The organism is Marinomonas algarum, assembly GCF_020532605.1.
GTDB classification, from domain to species: Bacteria; Pseudomonadota; Gammaproteobacteria; order Pseudomonadales; family Marinomonadaceae; genus Marinomonas; species Marinomonas algarum.
The window spans coordinates 1-21,777 of the sequence record NZ_JAJATW010000008.1 but is presented as its reverse complement, the minus strand read 5'-3'; the positions used below and the strand labels follow the sequence as shown (position 1 = coordinate 21,777).

18 protein-coding genes are annotated in these 21,777 nt (G+C 45.3%); 10 read left to right on the top strand and 8 right to left on the bottom strand.

The features are described 5' to 3' along the window. Window positions 1-17: 17 nt before the first annotated feature. The gene (locus tag LG368_RS06755) at window positions 18-1,574 is read right to left on the bottom strand and encodes a phosphoenolpyruvate carboxykinase (RefSeq protein ID WP_226753974.1); all 1,557 of its coding nucleotides are present in this window, start codon (window positions 1,572-1,574) and stop codon (window positions 18-20) included. A 505-nt stretch (window positions 1,575-2,079) separates the two neighbouring features. On the opposite strand from LG368_RS06755, the gene gndA reads away from it, so the two are divergent. Next, a complete protein-coding gene (gndA, locus tag LG368_RS06750) occupies window positions 2,080-3,603 on the top strand; it encodes an NADP-dependent phosphogluconate dehydrogenase (RefSeq protein WP_226753973.1) in 1,524 nt (507 codons plus the stop codon). A gap of 93 nt (window positions 3,604-3,696) precedes the next feature. Here the strand turns inward: gndA and LG368_RS06745 are convergent, their stop codons facing one another. Next, a complete protein-coding gene (locus tag LG368_RS06745; RefSeq protein ID WP_226753972.1) occupies window positions 3,697-4,416 on the bottom strand; it encodes an RNA methyltransferase in 720 nt (239 codons plus the stop codon). Between the two features lie 263 nt (window positions 4,417-4,679). Here LG368_RS06745 and LG368_RS06740 point away from each other — a divergent pair, with 263 nt between their 5' ends. Continuing rightward, window positions 4,680-5,468, top strand: a complete 789-nt coding sequence (locus LG368_RS06740; protein ID WP_226753971.1) for an inositol monophosphatase family protein — start codon at window positions 4,680-4,682, stop codon at window positions 5,466-5,468. A 183-nt stretch (window positions 5,469-5,651) separates the two neighbouring features. On the opposite strand, the gene LG368_RS06735 is transcribed toward LG368_RS06740, so the two are convergent. The 4 genes from LG368_RS06735 to LG368_RS06720 form a co-directional block, all read right to left on the bottom strand. Then, window positions 5,652-6,698 (bottom strand): Gfo/Idh/MocA family protein, encoded by a 1,047-nt coding sequence (locus LG368_RS06735; RefSeq protein WP_226753970.1) that lies wholly within the window; start codon window positions 6,696-6,698, stop codon window positions 5,652-5,654. A 73-nt stretch (window positions 6,699-6,771) separates the two neighbouring features. Then, a complete protein-coding gene (locus LG368_RS06730) occupies window positions 6,772-7,440 on the bottom strand; it encodes a YceH family protein (RefSeq protein WP_226753969.1) in 669 nt (222 codons plus the stop codon). A 5-nt stretch (window positions 7,441-7,445) separates the two neighbouring features. Beyond that, window positions 7,446-8,243: a sterol desaturase family protein gene (locus LG368_RS06725; protein ID WP_226753968.1), complete on the bottom strand. Its 798-nt coding sequence runs from the start codon at window positions 8,241-8,243 to the stop codon at window positions 7,446-7,448. A gap of 49 nt (window positions 8,244-8,292) precedes the next feature. After that, window positions 8,293-9,447: a MalY/PatB family protein gene (locus LG368_RS06720; protein ID WP_226753967.1), complete on the bottom strand. Its 1,155-nt coding sequence runs from the start codon at window positions 9,445-9,447 to the stop codon at window positions 8,293-8,295. 231 nt (window positions 9,448-9,678) lie between these two features. Here LG368_RS06720 and LG368_RS06715 point away from each other — a divergent pair, with 231 nt between their 5' ends. Then, window positions 9,679-10,962, top strand: a complete 1,284-nt coding sequence (locus LG368_RS06715; protein ID WP_226753966.1) for an MFS transporter — start codon at window positions 9,679-9,681, stop codon at window positions 10,960-10,962. A gap of 42 nt (window positions 10,963-11,004) precedes the next feature. Here the strand turns inward: LG368_RS06715 and LG368_RS06710 are convergent, their stop codons facing one another. After that, window positions 11,005-11,610 (bottom strand): LysE/ArgO family amino acid transporter, encoded by a 606-nt coding sequence (locus LG368_RS06710; RefSeq protein ID WP_226753965.1) that lies wholly within the window; start codon window positions 11,608-11,610, stop codon window positions 11,005-11,007. A 113-nt stretch (window positions 11,611-11,723) separates the two neighbouring features. On the opposite strand from LG368_RS06710, the gene LG368_RS06705 reads away from it, so the two are divergent. Together LG368_RS06705 and galU are read left to right on the top strand one after the other, a co-directional pair. Then, complete coding sequence (locus tag LG368_RS06705; protein WP_226753964.1) at window positions 11,724-12,605, top strand: ArgP/LysG family DNA-binding transcriptional regulator; 882 nt, start codon at window positions 11,724-11,726, stop codon at window positions 12,603-12,605. Between the two features lie 76 nt (window positions 12,606-12,681). Next, a complete protein-coding gene (gene galU, locus LG368_RS06700) occupies window positions 12,682-13,518 on the top strand; it encodes a UTP--glucose-1-phosphate uridylyltransferase GalU (protein WP_226753963.1) in 837 nt (278 codons plus the stop codon). 247 nt (window positions 13,519-13,765) lie between these two features. On the opposite strand, the gene LG368_RS06695 is transcribed toward galU, so the two are convergent. Next, window positions 13,766-14,713: an AEC family transporter gene (locus tag LG368_RS06695; RefSeq protein ID WP_226753962.1), complete on the bottom strand. Its 948-nt coding sequence runs from the start codon at window positions 14,711-14,713 to the stop codon at window positions 13,766-13,768. A 223-nt stretch (window positions 14,714-14,936) separates the two neighbouring features. Between LG368_RS06695 and LG368_RS06690 the strand changes: the two genes are divergently transcribed. The 5 genes from LG368_RS06690 (at window position 14,937) to LG368_RS06670 (ending at window position 21,369) form a co-directional block, all read left to right on the top strand. Next, window positions 14,937-15,563, top strand: coding sequence for a class I SAM-dependent methyltransferase (locus tag LG368_RS06690; RefSeq protein ID WP_226753961.1), 627 nt, complete (start codon window positions 14,937-14,939; stop codon window positions 15,561-15,563). Beyond that, entirely contained in the window at window positions 15,557-16,660 is a 1,104-nt protein-coding gene (locus LG368_RS06685) for an HNH endonuclease (protein WP_226753960.1), read from the top strand. Before LG368_RS06690 ends, LG368_RS06685 begins: the two co-directional genes overlap by 7 nt. Before the next feature lie 192 nt (window positions 16,661-16,852). Further along, the gene (locus LG368_RS06680) at window positions 16,853-18,883 is read left to right on the top strand and encodes an HsdM family class I SAM-dependent methyltransferase (protein WP_226753959.1); all 2,031 of its coding nucleotides are present in this window, start codon (window positions 16,853-16,855) and stop codon (window positions 18,881-18,883) included. 17 nt (window positions 18,884-18,900) lie between these two features. After that, complete coding sequence (locus LG368_RS06675; RefSeq protein ID WP_226753958.1) at window positions 18,901-20,001, top strand: restriction endonuclease subunit S; 1,101 nt, start codon at window positions 18,901-18,903, stop codon at window positions 19,999-20,001. A 3-nt stretch (window positions 20,002-20,004) separates the two neighbouring features. Next, window positions 20,005-21,369: an ISL3 family transposase gene (locus LG368_RS06670; RefSeq protein ID WP_226753957.1), complete on the top strand. Its 1,365-nt coding sequence runs from the start codon at window positions 20,005-20,007 to the stop codon at window positions 21,367-21,369. Window positions 21,370-21,777: the final 408 nt, after the last annotated feature.

Sequence of the window (21,777 nt, the reverse complement as noted above, 5' to 3'; positions counted from 1 at the left end):
CTATTTAGGCGAAGATATTAAAGCGAAGGGCCAGCTTTGATGATGGTGTCATCAACGGTGTCGAATTTTTTGAAATTCTCAACAAACTGACCAATCAAGTTTTTCGCTTGCTCTGCATAAGCAGCTTGATCAGACCATGTTTTACGAGGATTCAACAAGATGCTGTCAACGCCAGGCACTTGTGTTGGTACATCAAGATTCACATCGTCTAGATGCTCTGTCTCAGCGTCTGCTAACACGCCAGATTGAATCGCAGAAATCACCGCACGAGTCGTCGGAATACTGAAACGCTTACCGCCTTTACCGTGAGCACCGCCGGTCCAACCCGTGTTCACCAAGTACACTTTGCTGCCAAACTCTTCGATACGCTTGATCAAAAGATTTGCGTAAACATCCGCTGAGCGTGGGAAGAAAGGTGCACCAAAGCAAGTAGAGAAGGTCGATTTGATGCCTGTCCCTGCACCTACTTCAGTAGAGCCGACTAATGCAGTGTAACCGCTCAAGAAGTGGTACGCCGCCGCTTCTTTTGACAAGATCGAAACAGGAGGAAGAACACCCGTCAAATCACACGTCAAAAAGATGATCGCATTAGGCTCACCCGCACGGTTGCCTGCTGCACGTTTTTCAATGTGCTCACGAGGGTAGCCAGCACGGCCGTTTTGGCTTAAAGACGTATCAGAGTAATCCGCAACACGTGTTTCTGGGTCTAGTACAACGTTTTCAACAATCGTACCGAACTTGATCGCATCCCAAATGATTGGCTCATTTTTTTGTGATAAATCGATGGTCTTCGCGTAGCAACCGCCTTCAATGTTGAACACGGTGCCTTTGCCCCAACCGTGCTCGTCATCACCGATTAGGAAACGCTCTGGGTCGGCAGACAAGGTGGTTTTCCCGGTTCCAGACAAACCGAAGAACAAGGTAACGTCTTCGTCAGAACCCACATTTGCCGCACAGTGCATTGGCAATACATCGCGCTCTGGCAATAGGTAGTTTTGCACAGAGAACATAGCTTTTTTCATTTCACCCGCGTAACGCATGCCCGCAATCAACACTTTACGCTCAGCAAAGTTAATGATGACACAACCGTCAGAGTTAGTACCGTCACGCTCCGGCTCACAAACAAAGTAAGGCGCGTTAATAATTTGCCACTCGCCTTTGTCAGCTGGATTGTAAGTTTCTGGACGAATAAACAGGTTACGACCAAACACATGATGCCAAGCGGTTTCAGTACGCATCACCACTGGCAAATAATACTCATCTCCCGCACCGACATGAATATCTGAAACAAAAGACTCTTTTGCATCTAGGTACGCTTCAACACGATCCCAAATAGGCGCAAATTTTTCTTCAGGGAAAGCACGGTTGACAGGGCCCCAATGGATGCTGTCTTTGCTGGACGCTTCTTCGACAATGAAACGGTCCATTGGAGAGCGACCGGAACGAGCACCTGTTTCAACAACCAGTGCGCCGTTGTCGGCCAAAACACCTTCGTTATTTTGTAGCGCTTTTTCCACTAACAATGGTGTTGTCAAATTTCTGTGAATGCGAGTTACATCTGATGCGGAGTTCATGTTACTTGATCCTCTGAACTGTAAAGATTGACTGGTCATTTTTATTATTGTGCGAATAGTTTTTTAATGTATAAATAATAGTAACAAAACAATCTAAGAAAAAATATTGTTATAACAAGATGTTATTTTATTACTTAAATGAAACTATCCAATACGATCTAACTCGTTGAAATATCAATATTTTTCTATAAAAACGCAAGAAAATATCGTTTTCTTGCCAATATAATTCACACTCTCACGGGCGTTGATGTAGTTTTCTTTCTTTTTGGTAGCCTTTCTACTAAATAGGAAACTTATTACCTTTCATTTAAATCTTACTTGTGCGCTTTTATAAAAAGCTATTTCCCTAAAAACCCCCCTTTTGTGTTGACCTTTTCACCCAAAAAACGCAAAAAAACACATCTTTTTGATTTTTTCTGCCTTCTACTATGCTCAGTATAGAAGGGCTTCATGGTAAGATTCTTTCTTGAATTCCCCTACCGTTCAAGAAGGTTGATCAATTTTTATGTTAAACGCGAATCAGAATTGCAATATTGGATTTGTTGGCTTAGGCGTCATGGGTAAAAACCTTGCCTTAAACTTGGCTGACCACGGCTACCGAGTTGCCGGTTTTGATCTAGACCCACATAAAATACAAGACGTATTGCAGACTGAAGCCGCTGAACGTCTCGACACCACAGCCGCCCCTCGTATTATTGGCTGTCACGATTTAACGTCTATGTTAGCCAGCCTAGTCAAGCCTCGGGTGATTGTTGTGTTGGTGCCTGCTGGCAAGCCGGTCGATATCGTATGCCGCAATCTAATCGCCGCCGGTTTGGAATCGGACGACATTGTGGTGGATTGTGGTAATAGCCAGTGGACAGACACCATTCGCCGTGAAGCCGAATACAAAGAACACTTCAAATTCTTTGGCACCGCCGTATCCGGTGGTGAAGTCGGTGCACGCTTTGGCCCTTCTCTGATGCCCGGTGGTGACGCAGACTCGTGGAAGTATTTGCAACCCATGTGGGAAGCGGTGGCCGCCAAAATCGGTCAAGATGGGCAGCCTATTGTCAGCAATGTACCGGGCAAACCCGTCACCGAAGGCGAGCCTTGTACGGCCTACCTTGGACCAAACGGCGCCGGTCACTATGTTAAAATGGTGCACAACGGCATTGAATACGCTGACATGCAGCTTATCTGTGAAGCCTACCACCTGCTTCGTGCTTTATTAGGCTATGAACCAGAAGAAATCGGCAAGCTGTTCGCGAAATGGAATCAAGGCATTCTTAACAGTTACCTCGTTGAAATCACCGCAGACATTCTTCAGCAATACGATCAAACAACCGGCGCGCCACTTGTGGACATGATCCTCGACAGCGCCGGTCAAAAAGGCACAGGTCGCTGGACCTCCATCAGTGCCACGCAAATGGGCGTACCGGCTGGCATCATCAGCGAGTCTGTTTACGCTCGCGCCTTAAGTACCCTGACTCATGAACGAGAAATGGCCGCCGGGAAGTTAACCGCTGATGTCGAAAGCGGTGACATTGAAGCCGCAGACGTCGAAAAGGCCATTGAAGAAGCGCTGTATTGCGCTAAAATTTGCGCTTACGCACAGGGCTTTCAATTATTGCGTGCAGCACAAGCAGAGTACGACTGGGTATTGGATTTCAGCACCATCGCCAAGATTTGGCGTGGCGGCTGCATCATTCGCGCCTCTTTCTTACAGAAAATCGCCGATGCCTTTGATGAAAATCACGAGCTTGAAAATCTGCTATTAAATGACTACTTTGCTGACGCTATGGACACAAAACAAGCCGGTTTACGCAAAGCGGTTGTGCTGGCTGCCCAGTCTGGTATTCCGACGCCTTCTTTCTTTTCCGCCTTGGCTTACTTCGACGGTTACCGCTCAGAGGTTTTGCCTGCCAATCTGCTACAAGCGCAACGTGATTACTTTGGTGCGCACACCTATGAACGTGTTGATGCAGAACCTGGGCAGAAGTTTCACACTTTCTGGCAGGAAGAAGGCCGACCAGAGCGTAAAGCCTAGTAACCTATCGTACTTAATTAATTCGCCATACTAAAAAGGCACTGAATACATAGGTATTCAGCGCCTTTTTATTGATGTCTTTTACACGTCAAATTATTTCATCTTTTTTTCCATTGACGTCAACATACCACGCAACATGCCTAGCTCTTGCTGATCTAAACGCGAGCGTTGAAACAAGCGACGAAAGCGTGTCATCACCTGCATTGGCGTGTCGGGGTCTAAAAACTCGGTTTGTACCAACACTTTTTCTAGGTGCTCAAGTAAATAATCAATTTGCTCAACGTTGGCCGCCGGCACATCCCACTTACTGGCGACCACGGGGCTGTCTTTCATCAATAACGACTTCATTCTTAATTCGTAGGCAATGACCTGTACGGCCGCCCCTAAATTAAGAGAACTGAAGGTCTCAACCGAGGGAATATGCACATGGTAATTGCAACGTTGTAACTCTTCATTGGTCAGCCCTCTGTCTTCACGGCCAAACACAAAGGCCGTCACCAAGTCTTCTTCAAACACCAGATCCGCCGCCTGTCTTGGGTCCACAAGGGGCCAAGGAATATTACGCTCGCGCGCACTGGTGCCAATCACCAGCTGACAGTCCGCAAGGGCCTCTTCCAATGTTTCCACCACCACGGCATTGTCTAAAATATCCGTCGCACCGGAGGCACGGCTGACCGCTTCTTCACTGGGGTAATGTTTCGGCGCCACCAAATACAAATCGGCTAATCCCATGTTTTTCATGGCGCGTGCAGCGCCACCAATATTGCCGGGGTGGGAGGTGTTAACAAGGACAATTCTGACTTTATTCTGCATTTTAAAAAGTACCCATTGGAGCGATCAAATAAACGCGCCCATCTTAACAGATATTTTTCACAAAGCCGTTAACTGATCAGTTTTTCACCAAAACTTCTCTGGCATTCGCTATGACATTAGGCTAGAATTCGCGCTCTTAATTTCTGTGCTCGGTTTGCTATGCAAACGGGGCACTCGCTCTTTAACACTTTATTTGGCAACTTTACGCCCTCTTTTTGTGGGCGCTAAGTGCATTTTAATGACAGAACAACTGACGGTACATTATGCAACCTAGAATCAATGTCGCACTAAAAGCAGCGCGTTCAGCTGCGGAATACATCATCCATTCTCAAGAAAAACTGCTTTTTGATAAAGAACAAGGCCAAACAGCCGAGCAAATTTATCAAACCGTTTGTTCAGGTGCAGAACGCAGCATCGTTTACCATCTAGAAAAAGCCTATCCAGCGGACACCATCACCACCCGCCTACAGGGCACAGTACAAAACGGTTCAGAAGGTGAATGGATTGTAGACGCGATTCAAGGTCAACACCTTTTCTCTCGCGGTCTAACCGGTAATGTCATTACTATGAGCTACTTGGTTGCCGGTAAAGTGGAGCACGCACTTGTGCTTAACCCCCACACCAAAGACGAGTTTTACGCCAGTAAAGGTCGTGGTGCTTACTTAAATAACTCTCGTATCCGCAGTACAAATGCTCGCTCACTTGAAAACGTGACTGTCGCTGCGCAATTCCCTGCTACCGATCGTCTATCGCCTTACCTTGCTGGCCAATTTGCAGTACTGACCGACATTGCTGAAAAAGGCGCACGCGCAGTAATGCAAGATTCTCCAGCCTTGATGTTAGCCAACGTCGCAGCAGGTCGCCTTGATGCGGCATGGGGCATTAAACTGCAAGAGTGGGAAATTCAAGCGCCTTTGTTTATCGCGAAAGAGGCAGGTTGTCTGTTCGCTGGCTTTGATGGTTCACCAAGCTTAGAAAAAGGCGATGTGCTTTGTGCTTCCCCACGTTTGTTTAAAGTGTTGCTGCCAACACTGAAGAAACACTTAGGCTAAATTGTCACAGGACACGCTGTCCTAACAAAACGGCTGTCTAAAACAAAGCCGCTATCTAAAACAAAGTAGCCCTTTAAAAAAGCGCGCCTAGCAAAATACATTGGCTAGGCGCGCTTTTTTGTGGACAGACGAAACGCATGCTTAGTCTTAACAGGTATTAATTTTAATCTTAACAGGTATTAATTAATGAGAATGCTTATGGTGACCATGCTCATGGTGGTGATGCTCTAAGTCATCATCGTCAGGCTCTTCTTCACCAGGATAATACAAACCAATGTCTTGACGAATTTCATCGAGCGTTGCAATCAATTCCAAGCTGTCTTGCCAACTGTAATTAGGGCTTTGTAAAAGCGCTTCGTCTAAACAACGATTCACTTCGTCTACTTCAAATTGATAACCGGTTCCTGGAAAATCCAATGCTATCCGTTGCTCTTCTCCATTCGCCGACACCAAGCGACAAGACTTGGCTTTGTACCATTCAGATTCGATCTCAATATACCCCTCAGAACCCGATAAAATGGCACGATTTGGACCACAAGAAATCATCGAGGCTTCCAATGAAGCAAGCTGGCCACTTTCCCAACCAAGAAGAACTTGCTCAAACACATCGACGTCGGTGTCTCCGATCACGGCTTGGTTCTGCACAAAATCAGGCTTACCAAAAAAGTGCTGAGCCAAAAAGATAGGGTAAATGCCCATGTCCAACAAGGCACCGCCGCCCTTGCTTTTGTCCATGAGACGATGACTTGGATCAGTCGGCGCAAGGGTGTTAAAACTGGCGCGAATACTATGTAACAAGCCAATTTCCCCTTCTTCAACCCAATCAATGACTTGCTCGAAAACCGGATTAAAACGCGTCCACATGGCTTCCATCACAAACACATTGCGCTCCAAAGCAAGGTCATACAGCGTTTGAGATTGGGTTTCATTCAGTGTAAAGGGCTTTTCACACAATACCGCTTTACCCGCTAAAATACAGGCTTTCACCAGATCAAAATGCAGCGTGTGAGGTGTGGCAATGTAGATGGCATCGACCTCTCGACTGTTGATCAGTGAAAAATAATCGACCATGGCCAACTCAATATCAAAGGTTTCAGCAAAACGATCCGCAGACGCCTTACTACGAGAAGCAACCGCACGAAGTTCGCCCGCCTTCACATGACAAAAATCACGAGCAAAGTGGTGTGCGACCTGACCGGTTCCAATAATTCCCCAGCGTACTTTCTTCATCGGTTTCCCCTTCTTTTATCGGTTCCTCTACAGCAAGGAGCCTAAAACGCGTTAATTTTGAACCCAAAGTCCATTATAGTCCACTGGCTTTTTCAAGCTCTTGAATACGCGCATTTAATCGCTCTACTTCTTGTTCTAATTCTGCCACTTTAGTTTCAAGCTGTTGAGTGTATTGGGTATTTTCGCTCTTTTCCGTCAAGGCGACCGGTACGTCATCCGATCGCTCAGAGTCTGTACAAAAACACTCTTGGTAACGCTGTTCTCGCTTCCCTGGCTCTCTTGGTAGCAAACAAACATAAGGCCCGCCGGTTTTCGTTTGCAAAGCAGAGAGCGCGGCTTCGACTTCTTCACGGGAAGCGAACGCGTGTAATCGACCACTGCGAGATCTAAGTTCTCCAGGCGTTTGAGCACCACGGACAAACAACAAACAAAGAATGGCGGTTTCACCTGGCGACAGCTGTAAATCAGAAAATTCTGTGTTGCAAAAGCGATGCTGATATTTGCTCACACGGCTGTGTGCACCGGAGATTTCCGTCACCAAGCCGCGTTTGTCCAAGGCATCCAGCGCGTCTTGAACGGCCTGTTCTGATAATTGCGTCACCGGATCGCGGTTTGATTTTTGGTTACACGCGTTGACCAGGGCATTAAGGCTGAGTGGATACTGATCCGGCGTGGTGGTTTCCTTTTCCATCAGACAACCGATCACTCGCATCTCTGTGGCGTTTAGTTGGTGGTAATGCATGTTACTTATCCTCTTTTTCGGGATTTGCCAAAGGTCTTCAGTGGCATCATCAACAGATCAGTTAATGACGATGGCTGATACGCCTTGGTTCCCGGCATGCCAATACTGAGTCCAGCGTCACCGTGCATCGCATGATTGCGTTTGCTGCCGAATAAGGCATCCCAGATGCTCAAGAAAAAACCATAGTTGCTGTTGGCTTCTGCGCTGACCCTCGAATGATGAATGCGGTGCATGTCAGGCGTCACCACCAGCTTGATCACCCACTTCTCTATCTTCGCTGGTAGGCGCACATTGGTGTGGTTAAACATCGCCGAGGCGTTCAGCAAAATATCAAAGATCAACACGGCTTCCACTGGAATACCCAATACCCACACCGCGGTGGCTTTAATACAAAGGGACAACACGATCTCAACCGGATGAAAGCGAATAGCGGAGCTGACATCCAGTTCAGGGTCTGAGTGATGCACCCGATGCAGACGCCATAATAAGGGCACGGTATGAAAGAGCCGGTGTTGCCAATAAATCAGACAATCAAGCAACAAAATGCTGACCAAGACTAGCGCCCAAAAAGGCAAACTTATATGGCTCAATAAACCGGCCCCTTGATTGGAGTAGGCCACAAACGACAAAAGAACCGGTTGAAACAGACGGACGCACACAGCCCCCAGCATCAGTAAAATCAAATTGTGCTGCCAACGTTGACGCCACTGCAGCAGAGCCCCCCGAGGCGCTAACCACTGCCAGGTCATTAGACTGCTGAACACCACTAAAAAAATACTGATCCGAACGGTAAAATCAATCATGTAACCTATTCCCTACTCTCATAATAATGGCGTTCAAAGCCGACGGCACTCATGACTGACTGTGCTGTTCTAACGCCGCTTCAATGCGCTCAATGGCTTCTAACAACACCGATTTAGGGCAACCAAAATTCAATCGTACAAAATTTGCATCACCAAAATCTGCACCATTAGAGACCCCAACACCCGCGTTTACAAAAAACTCATAGGCGTCGTCTAAACCTAATGCAGATGCGTCAATCCAAGCCAAATAAGTCGCTTCCAGACGCGCCATTTTAAGCGGTGTCGACGCAAGGCGCTCCACCAATAAATCACGGTTGCCTTTTAGATAAGTCAGCAATGCGTGATGCCAAACCTGTCCTTCTTGGTAGGCAGCTGTCGCTGCGGTTAACCCCAGCAAATTCGGCGATGGAATCAACCCTGTTCGACCCTGATCGAAGGCGTGACGCAACTCGGTATTTTGAATCACGGCAAATGCGTATCCCAACCCCGCCACATTAAAGGTTTTGCTGGGCGCCATCAGTGTGATGGTTCGACTTGCGGCGTCTTCATTTAAGCTTGCAAAAGGTACGTGTGGCACCGAGTCTAGGATCAAATCGCAATGTATCTCATCGCTTACCACGATGAGATTGTATTTCTCCGCTAAGGCATGAATGCGCAGTAATTCCGCCTGACTGTAAACGGTGCCACCAGGGTTGTGCGGGTTGCACAATAGGATCATTTTACTTTTGGGGTCGGCACAAGCGGCTTCAAACTGCGCCATGTCCGGCACCCAACGATGGTTTTCCAACGTCATGTCCACATGGGCAATGTCACGCCCGACCAAAGCCGGCGCCTTGGTCAAATGGTAGTACACGGGGCCTGGCACCACGATACGATCATCGGCTTCAGAGAAAACACGCACACTGAGGTGTAACGCGCAGACGAGCCCTGGCAGGTGCACTAGATCCTGCGCTGAAACGGACCAGTTATACTGCGTAAGAGCGTGTGCCTGAATGGCTTTTTCCAGTACATCAGGGGTCTTGGTGTAGCCATAAACGCCCTCTTCGACACGCTGGGACAGGGCATTTTTAATGCAGTCTGGGGAATCAAAATCCATGTCCGCCACCCACATAGGAATCACGGTGTCGGGAAATTTGGACCATTTATCACTGTGGCTTGTTGTGCGGTCAATTACTGTGTCAAATACCGAGGTAGAGGCATCCATTGGCTGTGTTCTCCCGTGCTGTGTATGTGTTTTATAGTAAACAAAATATCCACAGTAAACTCCAGCTATACTGCGAAGATGACACAAAAAAATATCTTTTTCTTTACGGCCTTTAATGGGTGGATTAGTGATTGCATTCAGGATTTCAATCGGTATAGTCTGCCGAAATAATGACCACCTCAGCCATTAACCAACCTCCCCTATTTTATACAGCGCACTAAAGGACACGACATGTTAAAGCAAACCCTATTCCCCATCTGGAGTCTGCTCATCGGCATCGCCATTTTGACGATGGCGAGTGCGTTGCAAAGTTCGTTGATTGGTATTCGGGCATCGATCGAAGGCTTTAATACCACGGCAACGGGTTTAATTATGTCGGCGTATTATCTCGGCTTTATTTTAGGGTCTTTGTTGGTGCCGAATTGGGTAAAAAATGTCGGTCATATCCGTGTGTTTGCGGCGGTGGCGTCCTTGGCGTCGATCACTATTTTAATGCAATCCGTGGTGGTCAACTCTTGGTTTTGGATGCTAATGCGGATGGGAACCGGCCTGTGTTACGCCGGGCTGTTTATTGTCACCGAAAGCTGGCTCAACGACATTGCCACCAATAAAACCCGTGGTCGTCTGTTTTCTATTTATATTATTGAAATTTGGGCCAGCCAAACCCTCAGCCAATTCTTACTGAATTTGTCGTCGCCCAGTGGTTATGGCTTGTTCATTTTAACGTCGGTGTTAATTTCTTTAGCGGTGGTGCCTTTGCTGTTAGTGCGCACGCCGTCGCCGACCATTAATGTGCCGGAAAAGCTCAATATTGTTGGCTTGATAAAAACCGCGCCCTTGGGGGTCACGGGGGTGACCATTGCCGGTTGTACGGCAGGGGCGATTTTGGGCTTGGGTGCCTTGTACGCTAAGAGCATCGGCATGGACATTGTACAGATCTCTTTGTTTATCGGTGCCAGCTACGTGGGCGGTATGATTTTGCAGTGGCCAATAGGTAAATTGTCCGATCGCCAAGATCGTCGCGTCACTATTCTGTGGGTGGGGATTGTTGGGGGGATCGCGGCGTTTATTGTGCCGCTGGGCAATGGTATGAATAATCAGATTGTCATGATGGTAGGCATGTTTTTTGTCGGTGCCTTTACCTTCCCGATGTATTCATTGGCGTCTTCGCATATGAATGACCAATTGCGTCCTGAGCAAATTTTATCGGCCAGTAGTGGCATGATTTTATTGAATGGTGTCGGTGGTATGTTAGGGCCTCTTGTTGCTGCGGCCTTGATGGACACCTTGCGCATTGATGCGTTGTTTTGGTTTGTTGCGACACTCAATATCAGTGTCGCACTGGTGGCCATGTACCGTATCAAGCATCAGCCAGCCATGATCATCGAAGAGCAAGGGGATCAGATCCCTGTGGCGTTGACGGTTTCTTCTGTGGCGACAGCAGAGATGTTGGTGGAAGCCGACACCTCTACTCCCGTCGAGGAAGCGCCACACGAGGTCGAAATCAAATTGTAACTCGCCATCGCCATCGCCATCATCGTCGCCATACAGTGTGTCTTAAAACGGCTGTGTGGCGATGTTGTAGGCAATGCTCCAAATCAAAATGGCGTTAATACGATTAAACCAACGCCAGAAAGCGGCTTTTTCGAGCCACTTTGCACACAGCTTTCCTACCAGAGCCAAGGATAAAAACCACACCACAGACGCCGTTGCGCCACCAAACACAAACGCCCATTTGTCGTCCTGCCATTGGTTCGCCAAGCTGCCCATTAAGATCATGGTGTCCAGATAGAAGTGCGGATTCAGCCAGGTCACCGCAAAGCCCATGACACACAGTGGCCACAAGGCAAGGCGTTTACCCGCTTGCTCCAAAATCAAATGCTCTTCTTGAAACGAGGCTCGCCATTTGCCAAGGGCAAACCAAGCTAAAAACGCTACCCCCGCCCATCGCGATGCGGTCAGTAACCAGTCGTGACTTTGTAGCAATAGACCCAGTCCAAAGGCACCTAAGGTGATGGAGATAACATCGCTTAAGATGAACAGCAGTGCTATGGGAAAGGCGTAATGACGCTTTAACGCTTGTTCTAGTAAAAAACTGTTTTGTGCCCCTACAGCGACAATTAAGCCCCCTCCGGTAATGGCACCGCTTAAAAATGCCAGCATGGCGGTTTCCTTTTGGTGAAATTTGACTTGATCTTACGCGACGGCACTTTTACATTAAAATTAATTAAACTTAAACTTCATTAGAAAAATTTATTTGGACGCTCGTCAATTTTATGATGGATTACAAAGCTTTGAGCAGTTTGCACGCTGTTCTCACGTTTCAACGTTTTGACAAGGCCGCTCAGCATTTGAATTTGACGCAATCCGCGGTGTCGCAAAACATCAAACGCTTAGAGCAAGCCTGCGGGCAACCCTTACTGATTCGCGCTCGCCCTGTGTTGCCGACGCCCCTTGGGGAAAAGTTGTTGGCGCATTTCAATAAGGTCACCTTGTTGGAGGATGACATAAGGGACAGCATTGAAAGGGATAACACCCGGCAACCTCTGCGCATTGCGGTGAATAATGATGTGTTGGCCACTTGGTTTACCGATGTTGTTCAAGCGTTTTCCGCTACGGATGACAATATGTTGCACATTAAGGCGGCCGATCAAAGCCATACCCGTTCTTTGTTGCAAAGTGGTCAGGTGGTGGCGTGTCTTAGCCAAATCGGTACACCGGTGGCGGGTGGGGATTCTGTGTTTTTAGGGTATATGCATTATGAGCTGGTCGCCACGCCAGCCTTTATTGAGACCTATTTGCACAACGATCTCAGCAGTGACGCTATTTTACAAGCGCCCTCACTGGTGTACGACGAGCACGATGAGCTGTGGACACGGTATCAAACGGAATGCCTTAAAAGCCAAGCCAATGCCAACAATAGCCATTGGTATCCGTCTTCCCATGGCTTTGTCGAGCTGGTGATGGGTGGCACAGTCTGTGCTTTAGTCCCTAGTGTTCAAGTGAAACAGAAAATAAAAAGTAAGAAATTGGTATCCTTGCTGCCGGACAACCGCCTTGCCTTGCCTCTTTATTGGCATTGGTACAAACTTAGTTCCCCTGTATTGGACCGGTTAACACAGGTGATACGAACGGTCACACAAGATGCTCTATACTAAATGCATCGACCGAAAACAGATTGGCCATGTCGTGTTTTAGACGGCCATTTAACAAAGCCATTTTTAAGGAAAGATTATGATTCGTAAGTGTTTATTCCCTGTTGCTGGTTATGGCACCCGTTTTTTGCCGGCCACGAAGTCTATGCCAAAAGAGATGTTGCCCATTGTGAACAAGCCACTCGTTCAATATGGTGTTGAAGAAGCCGCAGCGGCGGGGTTGAATAATGTCACGTTTGTGACGGGTCGTGGTAAGCGTGCCATCGCCGATCATTTCGACATTAGTTATGAGTTAGAGCACCAAATTTCAGGCACTAAGAAAGAAAAATATCTCGACACCATCCGTGATTTAATCGATAACGTTAACTTCTCCTATATTCGTCAAAACAACATGTTAGGGCTTGGCCACGCTATCTTGTCAGGCGAGTCACTGATCGGTGATGAGGCGTTTGGTGTGGTGTTGGCCGATGACCTTTGCTTTGGTGAAGACGACGGTGTGATGGCGCAGATGGTGAAGCTTTACAATCAGTTCCGTTGTACGATTGTGGCGATTGAGGAAGTACCTGAAGATGAGGTGCATAAGTACGGTGTGATTAAGGGCGATTCTATGATGGATGGCTTGTTCCGTGTGACGGATATGGTGGAGAAGCCAGCCAAAGAAGATGCACCTTCTAATCTTGCGATCATTGGTCGTTATATTTTGACTCCGGATATTTTCGATAAGATTCGTAATACGCCACCGGGTCGTAATGGTGAAGTGCAGATTACGGATGCTATTTTGCAGCAGGCGACGGAAGGTTGTGTGTTGGCGTACCAGTTTAAAGGTAAGCGTTTTGATTGTGGTAGTGTGGATGGTTTTGTGGAAGCAACAAACTTCTGCTACAAGCACCACTATCAAGATCCAACAGAAGTGTAATGTGATTGTTCACCTATTTTGCGCTGGCTAAATTGCCGCCACTTATTGCACCAATACGGTGCGCTATTTAGATAATAAAACATCTTAAGTAATAAAAAGTTTTAAGTGATAAAAAGTTTTAAGTGATAAAACGTTTTAGGTAATAAAAATTGATAAAGAGCCGCATTCTGTTGAGTGCGGCTTTTTTTGTGCTCTGGTTTTGTGTTTTGGTTTTGTGCTGTCTGTTCCGGATTAGCTTAGTTCCGGGTTAGCTTAGGTAGAGCTGGCTGAGCCAGACGCTAAGTGGAACGGTGAAGACGGACAGTAGGGTTTGCAGTGTGATGAAGGCGGATAGGCGTTCGGCGTCGCCGCCCAGTTGTCGAGCTAAGGCGTAGCCGGATGTGGCGGTGGGGACGAGTCCGAATAGGATGGCAACGAATGCCGGTAAGCCGCGTATGTCAAATGCCCAACACAGTAGGCCGATCATGACGGGGAAGATAACGAAGCGTGCGACGGTGGACAGAACGAAAGCCATGCCGACGGTGCGGATGGTTTCGAAGCGGACGCTGGCGCCCACGGCGAGCAGGACAAGGGGTAAGGCGGCCTGGGATAGCATGCCAATCATGTCGGAGATGAGTAGGATGGGAGTGAGTCCGAGTAGGTTGAGTCCGCTGCCCAGTAGGATGGAGAGGATCAGTGGGTTGCGAATTAAGGCGCCACTCAGTAGACGCGGTAGTGAGACGGTTCGTTTGCCGTCTGCGTCGGTTGGTCCGTGCATAAGCACCATGGCGATGACGAGGAAGACGTTGATGGATGGGATGAGTACGGAGGCTCCGAGGGCGGCAAGAACGAGGCCTTCGTTACCATAGAGGCTGCCAGCTAAGGCGAGTACTAGGAAGGTGTTGAATCGCACACCGGCCTGTAACATGGAGGAGGCAGTGGGTGCGGCGGTTTTCATAAGGTATGCACTGGCAAAGACAAAGAGCGAGGTAATCAGTAAGCCACCCAGCAGTACGAGTGCGTATTGGGACAGCATGGGGTTGGTGAAGTCGATTTGTGATGTTTTGTAGAAGAGTAATGAGGGAAACAGTACCCAGTAAGAAAGTTTGTCGACGCCCTGCCAAAAGCCTTCCATTGGGAAGCGCCAGCGCTGACAAACGGCTCCTACGACGAGCAATAGAAATACCGGTAACACTGAAAGAGAGAGAGAAAACACACGAGCTCCTTAGAAGCAGTAATCTATTGAATCGATGGCGTAAAAGATGACTAATATCAGGACGCATTCTAGTGTGTCTTTACATAAGCTTACAATACGCGTTGATCAATAAACGGCGACTTTACTGTACGACTGACTGGCTTATGTTTTTTACACGGTTGTCTTTGTCAGTATTGATAAGGTAGATTAAAACCTTCTGAAAAACCAAGGAACGGCGCCTTTCATGTCAAACATCATGTCAAACAGCACCCTACAATTTTATAACCAAAATGCAAAACAGTTTGCTGATTCAACTCTTCAAGTGGATATGTCGGCGGTGTATGGTGAGTTTTTGCCACACGTTATGCCACAAGGACATATTTTAGATGCGGGTTGTGGTTCGGCTCGTGATGCTGCGTATTTTAAACAGCAGGGCTTTCAGGTCAGTGCATTTGATGCCAGCGCAGAAATAGCCAAGTTAGCCACCGAACACTTGGGCCAGCCTGTGGAAGTGAAAACCTTTCAACAGTTAAAAGACCAACAGCGCTACGATGGTATCTGGTGTTGTGCCAGTTTGCTTCATGTTCCTAAACGCGAGCTTTCTGAGGTGTTTTTGAATTTACAAAACGCGCTTAAAGCCGAGGGCGTGCTATATGTTTCGTTTAAATATGGCACAGAAGAGCGCCGACACAATGACCGCCTGTTTACCGACTTAGACGAAGCGGCGCTGATGAATCTGATTGCCCACTGCCCTAGTTTAACGCTTGTTAAACACTGGCAAAGTCAAGATCAACGCCCTGAGCGCAGTCATGAGATATGGCTTAATGCCATTATTAAAAAGTCGCCTTCTTGTGCTGATGCTGCATGTTAAATAGCCTGCAACAACAGCTGGATTTTATCGCTTATGTGCAGCGTCTGTTGGTAGAAGGGGATTTTAGTGCCACGTATAAATTTGCGTTGCTGCACGCCATAGCCGATGTGTGCGTTGAGCAAGCGACCATTGCGGATGACGCGCCCTTGGTCATTGAGCTGCCGACGTTGGCAGATAAGTTGATTACCTTGTATTGGCATCATGCCACTCCGTTTTCATCACAACACGAGAATGAAGACGCCCTGCTCAAACAAAACACTGGTAAGCAATCAAAAATCATTAGTATGCTGTTTGATTGTCAGCAGAAAAATATCCGCAATTTAAGGCAACTCAAACAAAGCCCTCTCTATAAGCCGACGTTTACTGCGGCGATGACAACGTTAAAAAATGGCCCGCTCTGGCGACTGCAGATTCTCGCTCGGCAAGAAGAATGTTTTTTGTACCCTCACACTCAAAGTACCAAACACATTACTTTGAATGCTGGCATTGCGCATTGTTTTCGTCGCTTTTATGACCTTATTACCTATCTTGCTAAGAATGCTTGGTTGCAAAAAATTCAGAGTATCAAGCACAATCAGGTGCTGATTGGTTCGCAGAGTCTCGTTCAAGATTTTCTTTTTGGGCTGGATCGTCAGGCGTTGAGTAAGGCGAAGCCTGTTCTTGTCGATCTGCAGTCTGATCTCTGTTTTTATTGTCGTAAACCGATGAAAAATGACACAGAAGTGGATCACTTCATTCCTTTTTCTCGTTATTCACATGATCTTGCGCATAATTTTGTCGCGGCACACCGTACTTGCAATAACAATAAGCGAGACTATTTAGCGGCTCCCAAACACCGAACGCACTGGCAAGAGCAAAATTTGGTTGTGCATTGTGGGCACATTGAGCGTGAACTCGACCAGTACTTTCAATGCGATGCTGAAAAAGCGCTTTCGGTTAGTAACTGGGCTTACCAAATCGCTGAACACAGCCAAGCTAAACTGTGGGTGGCAGTGAACCAGTTTCAAACCGCTCAAACCGCCCTACCGCAGACTCCGCTCGACCTTGTTGCTGAGCCTCCTGCTCACTACGACATTAACCCGCCGACTGAGGGGTGAGATGGTTTAAGAGGGGGCCTTATTGATCTGCTTTTAAAGTCATCGAATTCGATGACTTTAAAAAAAAGATCATGCGGAATAGTGCGTGGAACCTGATTAGTTAAACCTTCTGTCAAAACTTATTAAAACGGAATAGGCAGTGGAACTTTTCATGCTATACTTTAGACCATAAAACGGAATGGAGCGTGGAAAATGGCAAAAATACAATCAGTTGAACCGAATGTCGCAGAATTGGCTAACGGATGGTTAAAGTCTTACGGCTTACCTTACAAACTAGAGCAAGAGTCTTTAAATTCTGAAATTGATAAGGCGTTGAATGACTACCATTCAAAAAGTGGTGGTAAAGGCGGCAATCGTCCTGATGCAAAGCTGTTGTTACAAAACAAGCAGCTTAGTTATTTTCCTATCCTAATCGAGTATAAAGGTTACAAAGGCAAGCTCGAAAAACTCAACTCAGATGGTCAAGTTGACAATCTGACTACCAAAAACGAACCTAACCTCAAAAATATCAAAGACTATGCTGTAAACGGTGCGGTTCACTACGCTAATGCGATTCTTCATCACACTAGCTACACCGATATTATCGCCATTGGGGTGACTGGGTACAAAGACAGCTCAGGTGATTTACAACATGAAATCGGTGTGTACTTTGTCTCCAAGGATAACTTAGGGGCAGGTCAAAAAGTTGGCGAATACACCGATTTTTCTTTTTTATCTGGCGAACACTTTGATGATTTTATTGAGCAAGTGAAATCATTAAGTCTCTCAGATGAAGAGTTAGACAAACTTAAATCTCAGCGTGAAAAAGAAATTGATGTCAGTTTACGTAATCTTAATCACGATATTTATCAGAACGAGAAAGGTTTGGGTGAAAACGACCGCGTTTATCTTGTTGCCTCCTCTATTATTGCTACGCTTGGTGTGCCTAACAAAGTCGCACCACTTGAAAAGTCGGACTTAAAGTCCTCAACCGAAGAAGGTAATCGTGATGGCGATATTGTCATTCGTAAAATTGAAGCGTTTTTAAAAAACAAAAACATTCCGCAAGATAAAAAAGACTTAATTATCAGGACGCTTTCAAACACTCTTCTAACCGAAAATATCAATAAAGTTATGGATGGTGAAAGCCAACTAAAACGCGTCTTTACTAAGATTATTGATGACTTGGGTATTTACTACAAAATTGGCTTAACCACCGACTTCACAGGCAAACTCTTTAACGAAATGTATGGCTGGCTCGGATTTTCACAGGACAAACTTAATGACGTAGTTCTTACACCTTCTTACATTGCTACCATGCTAACAAAGCTAGCAAGAGTGAATAAAAACTCTTATGTATGGGACTTTGCAACAGGCTCTGCTGGTTTATTGGTAGCGGCAATGAATGAGATGCTCAATGATGCCAAAAACACCATTACCTCTCCAGACGAGCTTGCACTTAAAGAAGCGAAAATTAAAGCAGAACAATTGCTTGGTTTAGAAATGCTTTCCAGTGTTTATATGTTGGCGATTCTAAACATGATTTTGATGGGGGATGGTAGCTCTAACATTCTCAACGAAGATTCATTAACCTTTGATGGAAAATATGGTTTTGGCGAAACTGATAAGCATTTCCCCGCCGATGCTTTTATTCTTAACCCCCCTTACTCTGCTGACGGTAATGGTATGAACTTTGTGGAGAAGGCTTTAAATATGATGCACAAAGGGTATGCGTCCATCATTATTCAAAATTCTGCGGGTTCGGGTAGAGCCACGACAATAAATCAACGCATCCTTAAAAATCATACACTGATTGCCAGTATCAAAATGCCCATCGACATTTTCATTGGTAAATCGAGTGTACAAACCTACATCTATGTATTTCGAGTAAATGACTCGCATCAAAAAGATGAAATGGTGAAGTTTATTGATTTTTCCAATGATGGTTACACCCGCACCAATCGTAAGAAAGCAAGCAACAACCTTAAGGATACAGACCGGGCTAAAGAGCGCTATCAAGAAGTCGTGGATTTAGTACGCTTTGGCTCAAGTAAGCTAAGCATTCTGACCAAAGATGAGTATCACGAGAGCACGATTGACCCAAATAATGGTGCAGACTGGAACCAATCGATCCCTATTGATACTAAGCCGACACTGGACAATTTTAAACGCACCGTGAGCAATTATTTGGCTTGGGAAGTTTCTCAGCTTCTAAAGCAAAAAGGTGATGCTTCGGGAAAGTAGATTCCCCACTTAACAAAATGCTGGAAAGTGTTGAGTGGGGGGAGTTTAAATTAGGGGATTTGTTTGAAGTTCAAACTTCAAAGAAGCGTTTCGATGCAAATAAAGTAAATGTGCTAAAAAACGGTGTTTATCCCTATGTGGTGCGAATGGGAACAAGCAACGGTCAAAAAGGCTTTATTGACGAAGATTCCAGTTTTTTGAATGAAGGGAATACTATTGCCTTTGGACAAGATACTGCCACCATGTTCTATCAACAAAAACCTTACTTTACTGGGGATAAGATTAAAATTTTGAAGCCTAAAGAAAGTCGCTTTGACAAAGAGAATGCTCAGTTTTTTATATCGACAATGGCAAAAGCCTTTAGCTCTTTCTCTTGGGGAAGCTCAAGCTTTAATGTAAGTATCATCAAAAGCCAGATTTTAACGCTTCCAGTAGATAATGAAAAAATTGACTTCGATTTTATGGAGCGTTTTATAACTGAATTAGAAGCAGAGCGTATAACTGAATTAGAAGCATACTTAAAAGCATCAGGTTTAAAAGATTATCACTTAACTCTTGAAGAGCAGAAGGCTTTAGAGGACTTTGAAAGTGGAAGATTTGCTTGGTGCGAGTTTAAATTTAAAGATATTTTTGACCAAATCAAACAAGGACGACGACTTAAAAAAGATGACCAATTACCAGGAGATATACCTTTTGTAATGTCTGGGGTTACGGATACAGGGGTTGTTAATTATATTTCAAATCCTATCGCATCTTTTCCAAGAAACTCAATTACAGTCGATATTTTTGGCAATGCCTTTTACCGTAGCTATGACTATGGGGCTGGCGATGACACGGGGGCTTATTGGTCAAAAAGTAAAAATTACTCTAGAGAAATGATGTTATTTTTTACATCTTCTATAAACCAAGCATTGATGAATAAGTTCGATTACGGCAATAAATTAAGAAGTTCTCAAAGTTTGAATCTTAAAATGAAATTACCAAGCCAAAATAATCAGCCAGATTTATCATCAATGGAAACCCTGATTTCAGCTGTACAAAAATTGGTTATCAAAGACGTTGTGGAATACGCTGACAAAAAAATAGCGGCACACGAACAAGCGGCCAAAGTGAGTTAGGCGATGGACTGCTTACTCAACCTAAAAGGCTTCCATGCTCTTTCTCAGCAAGAGCATGAAGGACATTTAGAGATCACCGTAGAAAGCCGATTTAAGCCTCAAGCCTGTCCGCATTGTGGCTTTTCACAACTATACTCTCACGACAAAACTGAGCAGGTTTTCTTTGATGCTCCCATGCAAGGTAAACCTGTTATTCTGAAAATTCAGCGTATGCGCTATAAATGCCGTTCATGTGGTAAAACTTTTCGTGAGCCGCTAGACGATATTGACGATAAGCGTTTAATGACCACACGACTCAAAGAGTACATTCAAAAGCGCTCCATGAGCGATACCTTTGCAGTGGTTGCCAGAGAAACAGGTTTGGATGAAAAAACGATCCGACACGTCTTTGATGATTACGTTGACACGCAATCTAAAGTAATGCCGTTTGAAACGCCTAGAGTGCTTGGTATTGATGAGTCAAAGCTAGTCGGTAGCTATCGGTGCATCTTAACCAACATCGAGCAATATAGCATCTTTGACATGCTACCCTCTCGAAAGAAAGCCGATGTTGTTCGGCATTTAAAATCCCTAAAAAATCCTAAGAATGTGCAAATCGTAACGATGGATATGTGGCGACCCTACAAAGATGCGGTAAACCAAGTATTGCCTCATGCAATCGTGGTGGTCGATAAATTCCATATTGTACGCATTTCGTTAGAGTGTCTTGAAAAAGCCCGTAAAACGATTCGTAGCAAGCTAGACCGCAAAGACCGTATAAAACTAAAGAATGAGCGCTTTGTGCTGTCAAAACGTCGTCATTCATTGACCGATGAAGAATTTGAAAAGCTACAGCAATGGTCAGCATGGTTTCCAGACTTAGGATTGTCTTATGATGCTAAAGAAGCGTTTTACTGTTTGTTTGACCAAGACCTAGATTCCAAAACCGCAGAGCAAGCTTTAATGGATTGGCAAAGAGGCTTATCACCTCAAATTGCACATTACTTTGAAGCTTTAACAACGGCTTTATCGAACTGGATGCCTGAGATTTTAAATGGCTTTGATTACCCTGTGACCAATACCTATACTGAAAGTATTAATCGCTATGAAAAGGATGTCCAGCGTATGGGCAGAGGATACAGCTTTGATGTTGTTAGAGCCAAAATGCTTTATAACGCAGAGGCCAATAAGCCAACAACAAGTACGATTCGCAAGAAGAAACGTAAGCCCGTTAAAGAGGCTCCAGCCTTTTACTTAATGACCGATAGTCTTTTTGATTCACAATCAACAAAACAAAAATACAAAATAGAAATTATTGGAGAAAAACGCTATTACGGTGCTCACATTCCCACATTTTGTAATTTACTTGATAAAGGTGAATTTGATTAAATTCCCAATTTATCTGGAATGGCTTAATGCCATTATTAAAAAGAATCTATAAATACAACTTTATACATAAGCCATTTTTATCTTTTCCTATTCTTCAAGACTAAAAAATTTAATTATGGCGATTTCGTCACATTTAAATCTTAAAGACTCTCAAATAACAGAAATTATATTAGTTGTCCCTGAATAACTCTCAACCTATTGAATTTATTGTGTTTTTATTAGATAGTTTATGTCTAAATCTTGCTGTAAATACAGTGTAAGGCCCAAAAAGTTGCAGAATCGGTGAGTTTTATGAAGCCTCGTCAGACAGAGAGCATTCCACAAAAAGATTTATTTCAACCTCAGCTCGTAGACATCATTAACTCGAATCATCCTTTAGTAAGGTTATCCAAGACTATTGATTGGACC

What these genes read in the sequence shown, in the direction of transcription:
- LG368_RS06755 (WP_226753974.1), bottom strand. Translation starts at nt 1,574, where the DNA reads ATGAACTCCGCATCAGATGTAACTCGCATTCACAGAAATTTGACAACA.
- gndA (WP_226753973.1), top strand. Translation starts at nt 2,080, where the DNA reads ATGTTAAACGCGAATCAGAATTGCAATATTGGATTTGTTGGCTTAGGC.
- LG368_RS06745 (WP_226753972.1), bottom strand. Translation starts at nt 4,416, where the DNA reads ATGCAGAATAAAGTCAGAATTGTCCTTGTTAACACCTCCCACCCCGGC.
- LG368_RS06740 (WP_226753971.1), top strand. Translation starts at nt 4,680, where the DNA reads ATGCAACCTAGAATCAATGTCGCACTAAAAGCAGCGCGTTCAGCTGCG.
- LG368_RS06735 (WP_226753970.1), bottom strand. Translation starts at nt 6,698, where the DNA reads ATGAAGAAAGTACGCTGGGGAATTATTGGAACCGGTCAGGTCGCACAC.
- LG368_RS06730 (WP_226753969.1), bottom strand. Translation starts at nt 7,440, where the DNA reads ATGCATTACCACCAACTAAACGCCACAGAGATGCGAGTGATCGGTTGT.
- LG368_RS06725 (WP_226753968.1), bottom strand. Translation starts at nt 8,243, where the DNA reads ATGATTGATTTTACCGTTCGGATCAGTATTTTTTTAGTGGTGTTCAGC.
- LG368_RS06720 (WP_226753967.1), bottom strand. Translation starts at nt 9,447, where the DNA reads ATGGATGCCTCTACCTCGGTATTTGACACAGTAATTGACCGCACAACA.
- LG368_RS06715 (WP_226753966.1), top strand. Translation starts at nt 9,679, where the DNA reads ATGTTAAAGCAAACCCTATTCCCCATCTGGAGTCTGCTCATCGGCATC.
- LG368_RS06710 (WP_226753965.1), bottom strand. Translation starts at nt 11,610, where the DNA reads ATGCTGGCATTTTTAAGCGGTGCCATTACCGGAGGGGGCTTAATTGTC.
- LG368_RS06705 (WP_226753964.1), top strand. Translation starts at nt 11,724, where the DNA reads ATGATGGATTACAAAGCTTTGAGCAGTTTGCACGCTGTTCTCACGTTT.
- galU (WP_226753963.1), top strand. Translation starts at nt 12,682, where the DNA reads ATGATTCGTAAGTGTTTATTCCCTGTTGCTGGTTATGGCACCCGTTTT.
- LG368_RS06690 (WP_226753961.1), top strand. Translation starts at nt 14,937, where the DNA reads ATGTCAAACATCATGTCAAACAGCACCCTACAATTTTATAACCAAAAT.
- LG368_RS06685 (WP_226753960.1), top strand. Translation starts at nt 15,557, where the DNA reads ATGTTAAATAGCCTGCAACAACAGCTGGATTTTATCGCTTATGTGCAG.
- LG368_RS06680 (WP_226753959.1), top strand. Translation starts at nt 16,853, where the DNA reads ATGGCAAAAATACAATCAGTTGAACCGAATGTCGCAGAATTGGCTAAC.
- LG368_RS06675 (WP_226753958.1), top strand. Translation starts at nt 18,901, where the DNA reads ATGCTGGAAAGTGTTGAGTGGGGGGAGTTTAAATTAGGGGATTTGTTT.
- LG368_RS06670 (WP_226753957.1), top strand. Translation starts at nt 20,005, where the DNA reads ATGGACTGCTTACTCAACCTAAAAGGCTTCCATGCTCTTTCTCAGCAA.